Source organism: Azospirillum sp. UFLA03-27, assembly GCF_059803775.1.
In genome coordinates this window covers 17,931-33,145 of record NZ_JAUQTX010000048.1, presented here as the reverse complement: position 1 = coordinate 33,145, position 15,215 = coordinate 17,931, and the positions used below count along the sequence as shown (strand labels likewise).

Sequence of the window (15,215 nt, the reverse complement as noted above, 5' to 3'; positions counted from 1 at the left end):
GCCCGGAGAAGTGGAGGAATTTGAACCATACTCCACAGATTCACGCCCATCTTCCCACCACGTGACAACCTTGAGATTTATTAGTTGAGTTGACCGTTCTGAATATAATGGTATTGTCTCGGCTTATCCGGAAATCGATCCGGCCCGAGCGCTGAGGAACAACCGCAATGCGTCGTCACCCAGGGCGCCGCAGCGCCGGATGGACGTTGCGCTCCATTCTTTCGCTTTGCCGAGGCCGCCCGTGATCCGCCTGACGCCGTTTCGTCCTTTCGCGACTGTGTGGCTTGCCCTTTTGCTCAGCGTCTCGGCCCTGCCCGCCCGTGCGGACGAGGTCTACCGCGTGCTGACCTGGAAGATGGCTCCTTACGCGATGGTCGACGAACAGGGCAGGCTGACCGGCTTCGAGGTGGAGATCGCCCGCGCGCTTTGCGACACCATGGGCATCCGCTGCGAAATCACCGCCCTGCAGTTTCCGGAAGTCCTCGACCTGCTCGACCGCAACGCCGCCGACTTCGCGGTCGCCAGCATCCTGAAGACGCCGGAGCGGATGAGGAAATACCTCTTCACCGACCGCCACAAGCGGTCCAGCTCCAGCTACATCGGGCGGGCCGGCGATTGGTCCCCGGGCGTGGCGCCCGATCTGACGGGGAAGCGCATCTCCGTCACCCGCGGGTCGAAGCAGTACGACTATCTGACCGCGAAGAACATCGGCGGAACGGTCGTGATCTACGACGATCAGGCTGAGGCGTTGCGCGCCGTTCTGGACGGGCGGGTCGATCTGGCGCTGGCCCCGACCGCCGTCACCGTCCATCTGCTGACCAGCGCGGAGGGGGAGGCACTGGAGGTCGTGGGCGACCCGCTGACCGAAAGCGGGCTGGGCGGCGAGTCCGCCATCGCCCTGCCGTTGGGGCGCGAGGAATTGCGCGACCGCGTCAACATGGCCCTGCGAGCGATCCTCGCGGATGGGCGGTACGACGCCATCAGTTCCCGCTTCCTGCCCTTCCGGATGTACTGAGGCCGCGATGGGTTTCCAGATGCGCTCCGTCACCGCACACGCCCTGTTGGCCGTCATGGTCCTGCTGGCCGGTCTTGCACTGCCGCAGCCGGTCCGGGCGGACGCGCCGCCCCCGACCGACCGGCCGTTCCTGCGCATCGTGGTCATCGACCACTCCCCGCCTTTCAGCGATCGCGACGCCGCCGGCGTCCTGTTCGGCTTCAACATCGATTTCGGCCGCGAGCTGTGCCGTTCGCTGGGTGCGGTGTGCAGCTTCGATGCCGCCCCCTTCAAGCAGATCATCGACGACGTCGCCGCAGGCCGCTACGACATCGGCTTCGGCAACGTGCTGCGCACGCCGGACCGGGAGCAGCGGCTCCTGTTCTCGATTCCCTATTGGCGGTCCAGCACCAGTCTGGTCGGGCGCCGGGGGACGCCGGAACTGGGTCTGGAGGAGGCCATCCGCAGCCGGCGCATCGCCGCTATCCGCGGCTCGCGGCAGCACGCGGCCCTGGTCCGTCTGGCCGACGCCGCCCCGACGCTGCACGCCAACCTGGTGCCCGTCTCCACGCTCGACGACCTATGGGACGCCATGCGCAGCGGCCAAAGCGACATGGCCATCGGACCGACGCTGAACGTGGTGCATTTCCTGCTGTCCGACGACGGGGACGGATTCGAGACCATCGGCACCCCGATGTCCGACGACGGGTTGGGCGGGACCGTGCACATCGTCTTCCCGCCCGGCCAGCATGCGTTGAAGGCGGCGGTGGACCGGGCGCTGACGGCGTTGCGCAACGACGGCACCTACCAGCGGATCAACCGTCAATACTTCCCCTTCGACATCTACTGAACCGGAACCAGCCATGGCGTCCGCCCGTGACCGCAGGAATCCCCGCGTACGGCTGCAGCCGGCGATTCTCACCGGCGGCGCGATCCTGCTGGCGCTGATCGGCCTGCTCTTCCTCGGCATCGTCGCGGAGCAGGGCAAGATGGAACGGCTGGCCGCCGACAGCCAGGACCGCATGGTGCCTCTGATCCTGGAGCGCCAGCGCGCCGTCGTGAATCTGGAGCGGCTGAAGCAGTCGGGGGCGATCGTCCTCTCCGCCGACGCCCCCCGCCGCCGCCGCGAGGCCCTGCTGGCCGCCCAGGCTCTGGCCTTCCACCCGACCTTCCAGTTCGATCCCGCGCTGAAACGGCAGGTGACCGACGCCTATTCGGTCATCCGGCAGGTCTCTTCGGCTAAGGCGCGGCGGTTGGAGAGCGCCCCGGCCGGCGACGCGGCCGCGCCCGCCGAGGAGGAGCACCTCGCCGAGAAATGGGCGCAGACGCTCGTTGAACTGAACACGGTCGGCGACCGGCTTCTGGTCGACGTGACCGAACTGACGGCCGGCCGTCTCGGCCAGATCCAGGAGCGCACCCGCCTGGTGTCGCAGGTCATCCAGTTCGCTTTCGTCGCGGTGCTGGCCATCTTCATCGCCGCCGGGCTGCTGATCCGCCGCCATGTGGTGCGGCCGCTGCTCTTCGCTGCCGACGGCCTGCGCCGCATCGGCGAGGGCGAGCGCGACATCCGGCTTCCCGGTGCCCGCACGGAGGAGTTGGACAGCATCCTGGACGCCGTCGTCCGGCTGGGCACCCAGGCCGAGGAACTGCGCCTGACCCGTGACCGGGCGGAGGCGGCGTCCCAGGCGAAGGCCAGCTTCCTCGCCAACATGAGCCACGAGATCCGCACCCCGATGAACGCGGTGATCGGCCTGTCGCATCTGGCGCTGAAGACCGACCTGACGCCGCGCCAGCGGGACTACGTCCTCAAGATCAGCCAGTCCGGCCAGCATCTGCTGGGCATCATCAACGATATCCTGGACTTCTCCAAGATCGAGGCTGGGAAGCTGAGCGTCGAGCGCACCGGCTTCCACCTCGACAAGGTGCTGGGCTCGCTCGCCGACCTGATCGCCGAGAAGGCCGCCGCCAAGGGGCTGGAGCTGATCTTCGACGTCGCACAGAACGTGCCGAGCGACCTGATCGGCGACCCGCTGCGCATTGGGCAGATCCTGGTCAACTACGCCAACAACGCGGTCAAATTCACCGAGCGTGGCGAGATCGCCATCATCGTCCGGCTGGAAGAAGAGGCCGGGAGCGACCTGCTGATCCGCTTCGAGGTGCGCGACACCGGCATCGGCTTGAACGATGACCAGAAAAATCAGCTTTTCCAGAGCTTCCAGCAGGCCGACGCGTCGACCACACGCAAGTACGGCGGAACCGGCCTTGGTCTGGCGATCTCCAAGCGGCTGGCCGAGCTGATGGGCGGCGCGGTCGGGGTGGACAGCGCACCGGACCGCGGCTCCAGCTTCTGGTTCACCGCCCGGCTGGGCCGCGACAGGCCGCGCCGCGTTCTGCTGCCGCGGCCCGACCTGCGCGGCCTGCGCTGTCTGGTGGTGGACGACAACGAGAACGCCCGCGTGGTGCTGACCGACATGCTGTCGGCCATGTCCTTCACCGCCGAAGCGGTGGAGTCCGGCCCCGCGGCCATCCAGGCGGCGCGGTTCGCGGCGCGCGAAGGGCGGCCGTTCCGCGTCGTTCTGCTGGATTGGCAGATGCCGGGAATGGACGGGCTGGAGACTTCCGCCGGACTCGCCGCGCTGGAGCTGGATCAGGCGCCCCACCACATCATGGTCACCTCCTACGGCCGGGAAGAGGTGCTGAAAGGCGCCGAGAACACGGCCATCGAAGAGGTGCTGTTCAAGCCCGTCAACCCGTCGGCGCTGTTCGACGGCATCATGCGGGTTCTGGGCGCCGACGAGCAGACCACGGACGCCCCTCCGGCGACGACCGCCGCCGCCGACCTGTCGCGCCTGCGTGGCGCCCGCGTCCTGCTGGCTGAAGACAACGATCTGAACCAGCAGGTGGCCTGCGAACTGCTGGGCGATGCCGGGCTGGCGGTGGAGGTTGCGGAGAACGGCGCCATCGCCGTCGACATGGTGCAGGAGGCCCGCTACGACCTCGTGCTGATGGACATGCAGATGCCGGTCATGGACGGCGTCGCCGCGACCCTGGAGATCCGCCGGCAGGGATTCGCCGATTTGCCCATCGTCGCGATGACCGCAAATGCCATGCAGGCCGACCGCGAGCGTTGCCTGGACGCCGGCATGAACGATTATCTGGCCAAGCCCATCGACCCGGATGCGCTGTGGACCACCCTGCTCACCTGGATCGCGCCCCGCCCGGGCCTCGGCGCCGAGGCGCCCGCTTCTCCGCCGGCTTCGGCCGTGGAGGATATGGGCGACCTGCCCGCCGGTGTTCCAGGGTTGGACACCGTCACCGGGCTGTCGCGGGTGCTGGGGAAGAAACGCCTCTACCTCGACCTTCTGCGCAAGTTCGCCGCCGGTCAGCGCGCGGTGGTGACCGCCATCCGCGACGCGCTGGACTCCGGCGACCTCGCCACGGCGGAGCGTTACGCCCACACGCTGAAGGGAACCGCCGGCAACATCGGCGCCCACCCCGTCCAGGATGCCGCCACCGATCTGGAGGCGGTCATCCGCGACGCCCGGCCACGCCCGGAGATCGACGCACGGCTGGCCGCGTTGGAACCGCCGCTGGGCGCCTTGCTCGCCCATCTTGAGGCGGCGCTGACACCGACGGGCGCCGCCGCGCCGTCCACCGCCCCGCCTAGCGTGGTGGATGCGGACGCGCTTCTCGCCGTGTGCGGGCAAATCCGCCAGCTTCTGCACGACAGCGACCCCGACGCCGAGGAGGCCCTGGCCGCGAACGCCGACCTTCTGCGCGCCGCCTTCCCCGACCGGTTCGAGGCCATCGCTGGCCAGATCCGCAACTTCGACTTCGACGAGGCCGCCGCGGCCCTGGATGCGGCCCTGACCGACCGCGGCATGACCGCCCAAGCCTGAACCGACGCCGGCCCTGCCGCCCCCCAAATCGGACTGATTTCATGGACATCGCATCGCCCGCACCGGCTCCCGCTGCGCCGAAGCCCACGATCCTCATCGTGGACGACACGCCGGACAACCTGAAGCTGCTGAGCGGACTGCTGAAGGAGAGCTACAGGGTGAAGGTCGCCAACAACGGGCGCAAGGCGTTGGAAATCGCCGCCTCCTCCCCGGCGCCCGATTTGATCCTGCTGGACGTGGTGATGCCGGAGATGGACGGCTACGAAGTCTGCGCCGCCCTGAAGGAAGCGCCGGCAACACGCGACATCCCGGTGATCTTCCTGACGGGACGTGCCGACGAAGCCGATCGGGAGCGCGGCTTCGCCATGGGGGCGGTGGATTACATCGCCAAGCCGGTCGATCCTCCTGCGGTGCTGCAGCGGGTCGCTGCGCGTATTCCGCCGTCCTGACTTCGGTCCCCGCGCCAGTCGCGGCGTCGCGCGCGGGCGTCAGGCCGGCGCTTCGGCCAGGGCGGACACGCGCCGCGGCATGCGGACGACGAAGCTGGCGCCGCCGCCGGACAGGCTTTCCACCTCGATGGTCCCCTGAAGAACCTGATGGACGAGGTTGAAGGCGATGTAGAGCCCCAGCCCCGGAAACTCGATGCCCCGGCGGGTGGTGAAGAAGGGATCGAACAGTTTGGGCAGATGCTCCGGATCGATCCCCCTGCCATCGTCGGACAGGCGGAGTTCCACCCAATCCTCCTCCCGCAGCATGACCGACAGGATCACGCGCCCGCTCTGCCCCGGCCGGAAGGCGTGGGCCACGGCGTTGCGGATCAGGATGGACAGCACCTCCGACAACGGGCCGGGATGGCTGTCGATGGTCAATCCGGCGGGGCAGGACACGGTAAGGCTGTGCCCGGCCTCGCGCAAATGCGGGTCCAGCCCGAACAGGGCGTCGAAGAGATAGTCCTTGAGATCGAACACCCGCCGTTCCGATCCGGCGCGGTCCACCACCACCTGCTTGAAGCTCTGGATCAGATTGGCGGTGCGGACGATGTTGGTTGTGACCAGCAGCGTCCCTTCCCGTGCGTTTTCCAGGAAGCGGGCAAGGTCGGACTTGCGGATCGCCCCATTCTGGAATTGCGAGGCCAGCGATTCGACCAGCCCCGAAAGATGGGAGACCGCGGTCAGGGCCACGCCGATCGGCGTGTTGATCTCGTGCGCGACGCCGGACACCAGCAGGCCCAGGGCCGCCATCTTCTCCGTCTGGATCAGATGCTGCTGCGTCTCCTCCAGCCGGCTGTGGGCGGCGCGCACCTCCTCGACGGTGGCCCGCAGCGAGTCGGCGGTGGCCTTCAAGGACAGGTGGTTCTTCACCCGCGCCAGCACGATGGGGGGGCTGATCGGCTTGCTGATGTAATCGACGGCGCCCAGGTCCAGCCCGAACTTCTCGTCCTCGACCGACGTGCGGGCGGTGAGGAAGATCACCGGAACGTCGCGGGTCCGCGGATCGGCCTTCAGGCGGCGGCACACCTCGTATCCGTCCATGCTCGGCATCATGACGTCGAGCAGGATCAGATCCGGCGGCTGGTCGGAAAAGGCGATGCGCAGCGCGGCATCGCCGTTGTTCACGGTCTTGACCGTATAAATGGATTTCAAATGGCTGCTCAGCAGCGAAAGGTTGTCGGCGGTGTCATCCACGATGAGGATCGTCGCCTTCGTCGGTGCTCCCATATCCGCCCCTTCCTCTTGCGGCGGAAAGGGACGATCCGGCACTGCCCCTGATCAGGGCGCCGGCCACAACCAGTGCATCACCGGTTCGCTGAAACACCCTCGTCCGCCAAAGGGACATTACAACGCGATTTTTTATCGTCAAAGACAATTTATCGGTGCCATTCACTCAGACAACAACCGTTTCAAATTATGTTCTGCCGGAAAAACAACTGCATTTTAAGCATCGCCCGAAATTACCAAACGCCACGCCCTGTCATGGGAACCGGCCGATGCTCAATGGCGTTTCCGTGTCCGCGAGCGGCGGCCGGAGCGCGAAAAAGTGGTAGCCCGCCCCCACCCGTCAAACTGTCACAGACCACCCGTATAGTCCGTCCAACTTTGGAAATGCTTCGTGAATCCAGCCATGCCGACGCCGACACACATCCGTACGACACCACCTCTTCCCACGCCCAAGCTGCATTGCGCCTGCTGCGGGCGTCCGTTCACCCGCGCATCCGGCCGCGGCCCCGCCCCGCTCTACTGCTCGGCCGACTGCCGGACGCAGATCCGCATCCGCCAGCGGGTGTGGTCGAGCCGGCCCGGCTACGCCGGGAGCGGCACGGTCAACCACCGGGACACCCGGTTCGAGACGGCCTGCGCATCATGATGAAGCTGGTGATCCACGACCGCCATTCCGCAGCCGGGCTGATCCTGCCGGAGGTCGGCCATATGCGCGACGTCGTGCGCGCCCTGCGCGGGCTGGAGACGGTGGACAGCGCATCGGTGCTTCTGGAAGCTTTCGCCCGGCGCTGTCTGGAGGCCGGCGTGGCCTTCGATTCAACGGACCCGCTGACCGCCTGCTCCTTCTGCACCCATCTGGTGGAGGTGGAGGTCCATGCCGAGGACGGGGCGGCGCCCGTCCAGTTCGTCCGGCTCTACGACCGCGACGCCGACGGCATCCTCTGCCGCCGCCATCACGGTACCCTTCACGCGGTGGCCCGGCAACTGCGGTGCGAGGACGGCGTGCCCTTCCCCACCCTGCCGGCCATCGCCGCCAAAACGGCGGCTTTCACGACGTCGGCATTCAACTCCGCGATCCCGCCGCGCCCGCTCTGACCGGGCGGACGCGGACGGAACCACCAATCGTTACGGCATGTATTGGCCGCCGTTGACGTCGAGAACCTGCCCGGTGATGTAGCCGCTGCAGGCGTGCGACGCGAAGAACAGGAAGGTCGGGGCGCACTCTTCCGGACGGCCGAAGCGGCCCATCGGGAAGCCGGAGCCGATGCGGGCCTTGGTGTCCTCGTCCTTGTCGGCGTGGAAGGCCGTGTCGAAGGTGCCCGGCGACACCATGTTGAAGCGGATGCCGTCCTTGGTGTGGAAGGCAACCCAGTTCTTCTGGATGTTGTGCAGCCACGCCTTGGCCGCTCCATAGAGGCCGGCGCCCGGACCGCCGCCGGTGTAGCCGGCGACCGAACCGACCGAGATCACCGAAGAGGTGGTGCCGCTCTGCGCCGCCGCAGCCTTCAGGTGCGGCAGGGCATGCTTGGTCACCATCAGGGCGGAGCGGGAGTTCAGGTCGGTCACCGCGTCGAAGAAGGCGTCGTCGATCTCCGGCAGCGGCTTTCGCGCGACCAGACCACCCGCGTTGTTGATGAGCACGTCGATGCCGCCGAAGCGCTCGACGAAGGCATCGACGAGCGTGCCGCACGCCGCGCTGTCCGACACGTCGGCCTGGAGGAAGACGACCTCGCCGCCCAGCCCGTTCAGACGGGCCAGCGTGGCCTCCAGGTCCGCCGGGGTGCGGCGGCCGTTCATGGCGACCTTGGCGCCGGCGCGGGCGAACGCCTCCACCGCCGCCAGGCCGATGCCCTGGGTGGAGCCGGTGATCAGAACGCGCTTGCCCTTCAGATCGTCAAACATTCCTTGCCTCTCGTGTCTTGGTGTCGTTTTGGCTTGGCTCAATCGGCTAGGCGGGGTTCCGGCAGGCCCTGGGCGCCGGGATCGAACATCAGGACGCGCCCGCCATGCGGGTCCTCGGCGAGGTCCGCCGGCCCGCGGCTGAGCGAGGTGACCAGCATCGTCCGCAGGTCCGGCCCGCCGAAGGCGCACATGGTCGGCTTGCGCATCGGCACCTCGATGCGGCGGTCGAGCTCACCGTTCGGGGTGAAGCGCTTGATGCAGCCCTCGTCCAGGCAGCAGATCCAGTAGCAGCCGTCGACGTCCACCGCGGCGCCGTCGGGACGCCCGACCATCGCCCGCATGTCGACGAAGGGGCGGCGGTTGCCGGCGGTGCCGGTGTCCGTGTCGTAGTCCCAGGCCCAGACCATCCGCACGTCGCGGTGGCTGTCGGACGCGTAGAGGGTGCGCCCGTCCGGGCTGAAGGCCGAACCGTTGGGGATGATGTAGCCGCCGGTTCCGGTTTCCGTCAGACCGTCGGCCCGCGTGAAGCGGTGCCACAGGCCGGAGGCGTCGCCCTTGCTGATGTCCATGACCATGCTGGACAGCCAGAACCGCCCCTGCCGGTCGCAGCGCCCGTCGTTGAAGCGCATGCCCTCCTTCGGGAAGCGGTGGGTGGCGAGGGTGGTGACCACCGCCTCCCCGCCCTCTCCCGGCAGATCGACGTCGAAGACACCGGTTTCGCATGCGCAGACCACGCCGCCGTCCGGACGCAGGACGAGGCTGCCGATCATCTCCGGCAGGGTCCAGCGGCGGTGGGCGCCGCTGGAGGGGTCGAGCCGGTGGATGGTCCGCGCCGGAATGTCGATCCAGGTCCACGAGCCCCGCTCGGCGTCCCAGACCGGGTTCTCGCCGGTGCCGTTGCGCAGATCGGGATCGAAGACGGCCTCAAGGCCAACACTCGTGACGGCAACTCCTTGGGCGGTCATTCCGGGGTCCCCATGCGGCTGCTCCCGGCGGCTGGGTTGATCGTCGACGGGCCGCCGGCCGACCGTTGCGCCCACAGGCGGCGCAGCAGCGGAAGCATCAGCGTCAGGATCGCGATGGTCAGCAGGACCGCGGTGATCGGACGGGTGTAGAGGAAGTCGTAGCTGCCGTTGGACAGCGACAGCGCGCGGCGGAAGTTCGCCTCCGCCATCGGCCCCATGATCAGGGCGAGCACGACGGGCGAGGCCGGGAAGTCCCACTTCTGCATGAAGTAGCCGACGACGCCGGCGGCCAGCATGATCCAGATGTCGAACATGCTGTTGTTGATGGCGTAGGTGCCGACGATGCACAGCGCCAGGATGCACGGCGTCAGCACCGACTTCGGCATCTGCAGGATGCGCCCCATGAAGCGCAGCGAGCCGAGACCGACCACCAGCATGAAGACGTAGCAGACCAGCATGCCGGCAAACAGCGTGAAGACCAGATCGGCGTGGTCCTTGAACAGCAGCGGACCGGGCTGCAGCCCCTGGAGCGTCAGGGCGCCCAGCATCACCGCGGTCACCGCGTCGCCGGGAATGCCCAGAGTCAGCATGGTCAGCAGCGCGCCGCCGGTGCAGCCGTTGGCGCCGGATTCGCAGGCGGCGACGGCGCCCAGCTCGCCCTTGCCGTAATTCTCCGGCGTCTTGCTGAACCGCTTGGCCTCGTTGTAGGCGACGAAGGCGGCGATGTCGGCGCCGGCGCCGGGAATCATGCCGATGACGATGCCGAGGCCCGAGGAGCGCGCGATGTTGCCCAGCTGGCGGCGGAACATGTGCCAGGGCGGGATGATGCGGTCCAGCGCCGCGGCCATGCCGGCGCGGACCTGTGGGTCCTCCAGCGACTTGAAGGCCTCGGCGGCGGCGAACAGGCCGATCATCACCGGGATGAAGGGCACGTTGAACAGTTCAGTGTAGCCGCCGGTGTAGCGCGGGAAGCCGCCCATCGGATCGAGCCCGACGGTTGCCAGCAGCAGGCCCAGAAAGCCGGAGATCAGGCCCTTGATGACCGACACCCCGGAAATGCTGGCGATGATCGACAGGCCGAAGACGGCGAGCGCGAAGGACTCCGACGCACTGAACTCCAGGGCGAAACGGGCCAGCACCGGTGCCAGGAAGATCAGCACGAAGACGCTGGCCGTTCCGCCCAGGAATGACGAGAAGGTGGCGGTGCCGAGCGCGATGCCGGCCTGCCCCTTCTTGGTCAACTCGTAGCCGTCGATGGCGGTGGCGGCGGCGGCCGGGGTGCCCGGGATCTTCAGCAGGATGGCCGTGACCGACCCGCCGTAGATGCCGCCGAAGAAGACGCCGGAAATCATCAACAGGCCCGACAGCGGGTCCATGCCGAAGGTGAAGGGCAGCAGGATGGCCACGCCCATCGTCGCCGTCAGGCCGGGCAGCGCGCCGATGATGATGCCCAGCGTGACGCCGAACAGGGCGAGCAACAGCGCCATGGGCTGGTTGAGCAGCGCTTGCGCGCCGTGAAGAAGCATATCGAGTTCGTACATCTCACCCCTCCGTCAGCGGAGCGTTGCGGCCGGTCGGATCGGTTCGGGTCATTCGAAAAGACTCCCGACCGGAAGCGGCACGCTGAGCGCGATGGCGAAAGCGGCGTAGATGAGCGCGGTCAGCACGGCGGCGATAGCGGCGTTCGCGAGCAGGTTGCGCCGTCCCATCAGCCACATCAGGCCGAACAGGTAGATCGGAGTCGCGATGGCGTAGCCGACGAACTCCATGGCGTACAGGCAGACGGCGGTCGCGACGATGCCGATGGCCACAGTGCCGTAGCTGGCCTTGGGTTCGGCCTCCGCCGGATCGTCCGGGGGAGCGGCGGGCGCACGCAGCGTGTTGAAGACCAGGATCGCGCACAGCACCAGCAGGGCCACGGCGAAGATGATCGGGAAACGGGCGGGGCCGACGTCGGTTTCCAGCATGGTCGGCGGGAAGTCACCCGCGACGATGATGGCGGCGACAGCGACGGCCATGACCAGGACGGCGATGACCAGCGTGGCAAGGCGGTCCTGCGGGCGCAGGCCGACCTTGCCGCCCGGAGCGGGAGCGTTGCTCATGAGTGAATCTCCTTCGGACGCCCGGCGGCCCGAAGGCCGCCGGGGACACGCCGGGGATGCGGCTTGCGTGAACGGCAAGCCTTACTTGGACAGGCCGATCTGCTTCATCAGCGCCTTGAACATCTCGGCGTCCTTCTCCATGGCCACCTTGTACTCCGGGCCATCGAGATAGGCGTAGCTGAGGTTCATCTTGGTCAGCTGGTCGCGGAAGCCCTGCTCCTCGACCGCCTTCTTGGAGGCCGTGCGCAGAGTCTCGACGATGTTCGCCGGGGTCTTCTTCGGAACGACGATGCCGCGCCAAGTGGCGACCGTCACGTCGATGCCCTTCTCCTTCAGCGTCGGGGCGTCCGGGAACGCCTTGGAGCGCTGGTCGTCCATCACGGCCAGGATGCGCAGCGTGCCGGCGGCGACGTGGCTGGACACCTCGGCCGGGCTGACGCTGACCGCCTCGATGTGGTTGCCGAGAAGTGCCGTGACCGCCGGGTTGGCGCCATCATAGGGGATGTGGCTGAACTTCAGGCCGGACTTGGTCGCCAGGGCCTCGGCGGCAAGGTGCCAGATGGCGCCGGTGCCGGAGTTGCCAATGCGGACCTTGCCCGGATTCTCCTTGGCGTAGGCCAGGAACTCCTCGATGGTCTTCCACGGCGCGTTGGCGTTGACCGTGATGGCGCTCGGCTCGGCGTTCAGGCGGGCGATCGGGGTGAAATCATCGGCCGTGAAGCGGGCGACGCCGAGGTTCGGCAGGGTGGTGATCTCCACGGTGCCCATGCCGATGCGGTAGCCGTCCGGACGGGCGGCCATGATCTCCGACAGGCCGACGGCGCCGCCGCCGCCGGTCTTGTTCACCACGCCGACCGACTGCGGCAGATGGCGGTTCACGGCGTCCGCGTAGGCGCGGGCGACCAGATCGGTGCCGCCGCCGGCCGCGTACGGAACGATCAGCTCGATTGCCTTGGTCGGGTACTCGGCGGCCTGTACGGCGACCATCATCGTGGCGGAGGTCAGCGCGCCGACGACGGCGCCGGTGACGAAACGATAGCCCTTCATGAACGTTCTCCCTGGAAAATTGCTTGTGATGGTGAGGGGGAGGAAAGCCCGCGGCGCGTTCTGCGACCGGCCGCGGGTGGTGTGCTGTTGTCCTGATTCGGTCAGCGCGGGTTGAGGCGCCGCCACGCGGCGACGAAGGCGTCCGCCCGCTCTCCGACCTCGGCGGCGGACAGGCCCGGCGCGTAGAGTGCGGAACCCAGCCCGAAGCCGGCCACGCCGGCCTCCAGGAACGGCGCCATGGTGTCCGGGGCGATGCCGCCCACGGGCAGCAGGCGGGTGCCGGCGGGCAGGATGGCGCGCATCGCCTTGACGATGCGCGGACCGACCAGCTCCGCCGGGAAGATCTTCAGGGCGTCGGCCCCGGCTGACAGCGCTGCGAAAGCTTCCGTCGGCGTGGCGATTCCGGGCAGGCTGACCAACCCCGCGGCCTTGGCGGCGCGGATCACCGCGGTGTCGGCGTGCGGCATGACGACCAGTTCGGCGCCGATCTCCTTGAGCCGGGCCACCTGCTCCACCGTCAGGACCGTGCCGGCGCCGACCAGCGCGTCGCGCGGCAACAGCCGGCGGATGGCGGCGATGCTGTCGAACGGATCGGGCGAGTTCAGCGGCACCTCGATCATGCGGAAGCCGCTGTCGTAGAGCGTCTGCGCGACGCCCTCCGCCTCCGCGGGGGTCAGCCCGCGCAGGATGGCGACCAGCGGCAGGGCGGAAAAGGCGGCGTCGAAACGGGCCTTCAGGGACTCATCGGACATGGTCGTCACTCCCCCGCCGGCGCGATCAGGCCGGCGGCAACGGCAAACTGGAAAAGCCCACGCGGGGCGGTGTTCTCAAGCCGGTCGGTGGGCTCGACGCCCAGCAGCTCCAGGCCGCGCACGTAGCGGCGGCAGAGCGCGCCCTCGCCGATCAGCAGCAGCGGGCGGCCCTCATGCAGCTCGTTGCGCATGTGGCCGAGGCCGGAGACCAGCTCGTGGCCGATCAGCAGGCCGGACAGGTAGTCCTTCAGAAGCTCCGCCGGCATGCGGCGGGTGATGCCGAGCGTGCGCGCGGCGAAGATCTGGTGCGTGAAGTCGCCCGGCCCGCTGGCCTGCGCCGCCCGCACGCCCTCGGCGAAGGCGGCGTCGGACTCGGCCTCCGCCGGGGCGGCGTCCGCCGGCATCAGCCGGCCGAGGATCGAATGCTTGCACAGGACGGCGAAGGTCTCGCCGGTCATGTAGGTGGAGAAGCGGATCATGCGCCCGCCGACGATCTCCACCCATTTGGAATGGGTGCCGGGCAGCACCATGCAGGCGTCGCGGCCCCAGTCGGGACGGTCGGCCAGCACGCCGGCGATCTGGATCTCCTCGCCGCGCAGGATGTCCGGCGGGCCGCTCGGCGGGTCGTAGAGGACGCCCGGCGCGATCAGGATGCGGGAGCCCGACGCGCTCTCCACCGGAATGGCCTGCGAGGCCAGGGTGGTCGTGTCGGCGGGGCAGCGGACATAGGGGGCCTCGCGCCAGCCCTGGGCGCTGCCGACCATGCCGCCGGCCACCACCGGCAAGCCCGGATATGCTGCCAGCCAATCGCCGCACAGGTCGGTGAAGGCCTGCTCGAAACCGGTGATGCCCGGCATCGGCAGGTTCTGGATGCCGTGCGCGTTGGCGCGCTGGTCCAGCACTTGCCCGTCGCGGCCCATCAGGAAGCCGCGCAGGCTCGAGGTTCCCCAGTCGAGGGCGATCAGCGATGCCCCGACGCCCGTTCGTCCCGTTTCCATCCCAAATCCTTTGAAATCGCGTCGGCGACCGCCCGGACCACGGGTCCAAGCTCCTCCATCCGTTCGTCCGGCATGTACGGCACGGCGCTCGCCACGCTGATGGCGGCGACGACCTGGTTGCGGACGTCACGGATCGGCGCGCCGACGCAGCGGATGCCGATTTCGTTTTCTTCAAGGTCGAAGGACCAGCCGCGGTCCACATAGGCGGCCAGCCGGGATTCGAACTCCGGCCAGGGCGCCAGCGGGGGCCGTTCCGGCGCCGCCGCGGTCAGGCGGAGCGCGTGTTCGTACAGCTCGGACCAGCGTTCGCGCGGCAGGCCGAGGAGAAGCGCCTTGCCCAGCCCCGTGGAGGCCAGCGGCATGCGCAGGCCGATGCGCGACCGCATCTCCAGCCCGCGCGTGTTCGGAATCTTGTCGAGGTAGAAGACCTCCGCCCCCTCGACGACGCCGAGATGGACGGTGTCGCCGGTCTGGCGGGCCAGCTCCTCGATGTGCGGGCGGGCGATGGCGACCAGCGGGCGCTGCTCCAGCGCGCGCATCCCGAGCGCGATCAGCTTCGGCCCCAGCAGATAGCCCTTGTAGGGTACGTGGTGCAGATAGCCGTCCTGGGTCAGGCTGTTGAGCATCCGGTGCGTGGTGCTGCGCGGCGTGCCCAGCCGAGCGGCGATGCCCTTCACGTCACCGATGCCCGCCGCCACGCATTCCAGGAGGGCGAGGCCGCGCATCAGCGTCTGGGTTCCGGAGGCCTGCGGCTTCTCCGGCGACGCTTGTGCATCGAGCGGATTTGCTCCGATGCCGGCCATATCCTCCCTCCCGCGTTGTTGTCCGATATCTGGCA

At 68.4% G+C, this 15,215-nt stretch carries 15 protein-coding genes; 6 read left to right on the top strand and 9 right to left on the bottom strand.

What is annotated here, in order from left to right; translation table 11 throughout:
• Positions 1-241: 241 nt before the first annotated feature.
• The 4 genes from Q4I23_RS10170 to Q4I23_RS10155 are packed head-to-tail and all read left to right on the top strand — an operon-like array spanning position 242 to position 5,342.
• On the top strand, positions 242-1,015 hold the full coding sequence (locus Q4I23_RS10170) for a substrate-binding periplasmic protein (protein WP_454016570.1): 774 nt from the start codon (positions 242-244) through the stop codon (positions 1,013-1,015).
• 7 nt (positions 1,016-1,022) lie between these two features.
• Positions 1,023-1,844 (top strand): substrate-binding periplasmic protein, encoded by an 822-nt coding sequence (locus Q4I23_RS10165; protein WP_498526154.1) that lies wholly within the window; start codon positions 1,023-1,025, stop codon positions 1,842-1,844.
• Positions 1,845-1,857: 13 nt separating this feature from the next.
• A complete protein-coding gene (locus Q4I23_RS10160; protein ID WP_498526153.1) occupies positions 1,858-4,893 on the top strand; it encodes a response regulator in 3,036 nt (1,011 codons plus the stop codon).
• A 41-nt stretch (positions 4,894-4,934) separates the two neighbouring features.
• Entirely contained in the window at positions 4,935-5,342 is a 408-nt protein-coding gene (locus tag Q4I23_RS10155) for a response regulator (RefSeq protein ID WP_498526152.1), read from the top strand.
• A gap of 39 nt (positions 5,343-5,381) precedes the next feature.
• Here Q4I23_RS10155 and Q4I23_RS10150 read toward each other — a convergent pair whose 3' ends face one another.
• Positions 5,382-6,611, bottom strand: a complete 1,230-nt coding sequence (locus Q4I23_RS10150) for a sensor histidine kinase (RefSeq protein ID WP_498526151.1) — start codon at positions 6,609-6,611, stop codon at positions 5,382-5,384.
• 403 nt (positions 6,612-7,014) lie between these two features.
• Between Q4I23_RS10150 and Q4I23_RS10145 the strand changes: the two genes are divergently transcribed.
• Positions 7,015-7,257 (top strand): hypothetical protein, encoded by a 243-nt coding sequence (locus tag Q4I23_RS10145; protein WP_498526150.1) that lies wholly within the window; start codon positions 7,015-7,017, stop codon positions 7,255-7,257.
• Positions 7,254-7,706 carry a hypothetical protein gene (locus tag Q4I23_RS10140; protein WP_498526149.1) on the top strand — a complete coding sequence of 151 codons (453 nt, stop codon included), beginning with the start codon at positions 7,254-7,256 and terminating at the stop codon, positions 7,704-7,706. The genes Q4I23_RS10145 and Q4I23_RS10140 overlap by 4 nt, the downstream gene beginning before the upstream one ends.
• Positions 7,707-7,736: 30 nt before the next feature.
• On the opposite strand, the gene Q4I23_RS10135 is transcribed toward Q4I23_RS10140, so the two are convergent.
• The 8 genes from Q4I23_RS10135 to Q4I23_RS10100 form a co-directional block, all read right to left on the bottom strand.
• The gene (locus Q4I23_RS10135) at positions 7,737-8,513 is read right to left on the bottom strand and encodes an SDR family NAD(P)-dependent oxidoreductase (protein ID WP_498526148.1); all 777 of its coding nucleotides are present in this window, start codon (positions 8,511-8,513) and stop codon (positions 7,737-7,739) included.
• Positions 8,514-8,551: 38 nt separating this feature from the next.
• Positions 8,552-9,478: an SMP-30/gluconolactonase/LRE family protein gene (locus tag Q4I23_RS10130; RefSeq protein WP_498526147.1), complete on the bottom strand. Its 927-nt coding sequence runs from the start codon at positions 9,476-9,478 to the stop codon at positions 8,552-8,554.
• Positions 9,475-11,019: a tripartite tricarboxylate transporter permease gene (locus Q4I23_RS10125; RefSeq protein WP_237907295.1), complete on the bottom strand. Its 1,545-nt coding sequence runs from the start codon at positions 11,017-11,019 to the stop codon at positions 9,475-9,477. The genes Q4I23_RS10130 and Q4I23_RS10125 overlap by 4 nt, the downstream gene beginning before the upstream one ends.
• A gap of 48 nt (positions 11,020-11,067) precedes the next feature.
• Positions 11,068-11,580 carry a tripartite tricarboxylate transporter TctB family protein gene (locus Q4I23_RS10120; RefSeq protein WP_498526146.1) on the bottom strand — a complete coding sequence of 171 codons (513 nt, stop codon included), beginning with the start codon at positions 11,578-11,580 and terminating at the stop codon, positions 11,068-11,070.
• An 81-nt stretch (positions 11,581-11,661) separates the two neighbouring features.
• Positions 11,662-12,627 carry a Bug family tripartite tricarboxylate transporter substrate binding protein gene (locus Q4I23_RS10115; protein ID WP_498526145.1) on the bottom strand — a complete coding sequence of 322 codons (966 nt, stop codon included), beginning with the start codon at positions 12,625-12,627 and terminating at the stop codon, positions 11,662-11,664.
• A 101-nt stretch (positions 12,628-12,728) separates the two neighbouring features.
• Entirely contained in the window at positions 12,729-13,379 is a 651-nt protein-coding gene (locus Q4I23_RS10110) for a 2-dehydro-3-deoxy-6-phosphogalactonate aldolase (protein WP_498526144.1), read from the bottom strand.
• A 5-nt stretch (positions 13,380-13,384) separates the two neighbouring features.
• Positions 13,385-14,377 carry a 2-dehydro-3-deoxygalactonokinase gene (locus Q4I23_RS10105; protein ID WP_498526143.1) on the bottom strand — a complete coding sequence of 331 codons (993 nt, stop codon included), beginning with the start codon at positions 14,375-14,377 and terminating at the stop codon, positions 13,385-13,387.
• Complete coding sequence (locus Q4I23_RS10100; protein WP_040136541.1) at positions 14,341-15,180, bottom strand: IclR family transcriptional regulator; 840 nt, start codon at positions 15,178-15,180, stop codon at positions 14,341-14,343. Before Q4I23_RS10100 ends, Q4I23_RS10105 begins: the two co-directional genes overlap by 37 nt.
• Positions 15,181-15,215: the final 35 nt, after the last annotated feature.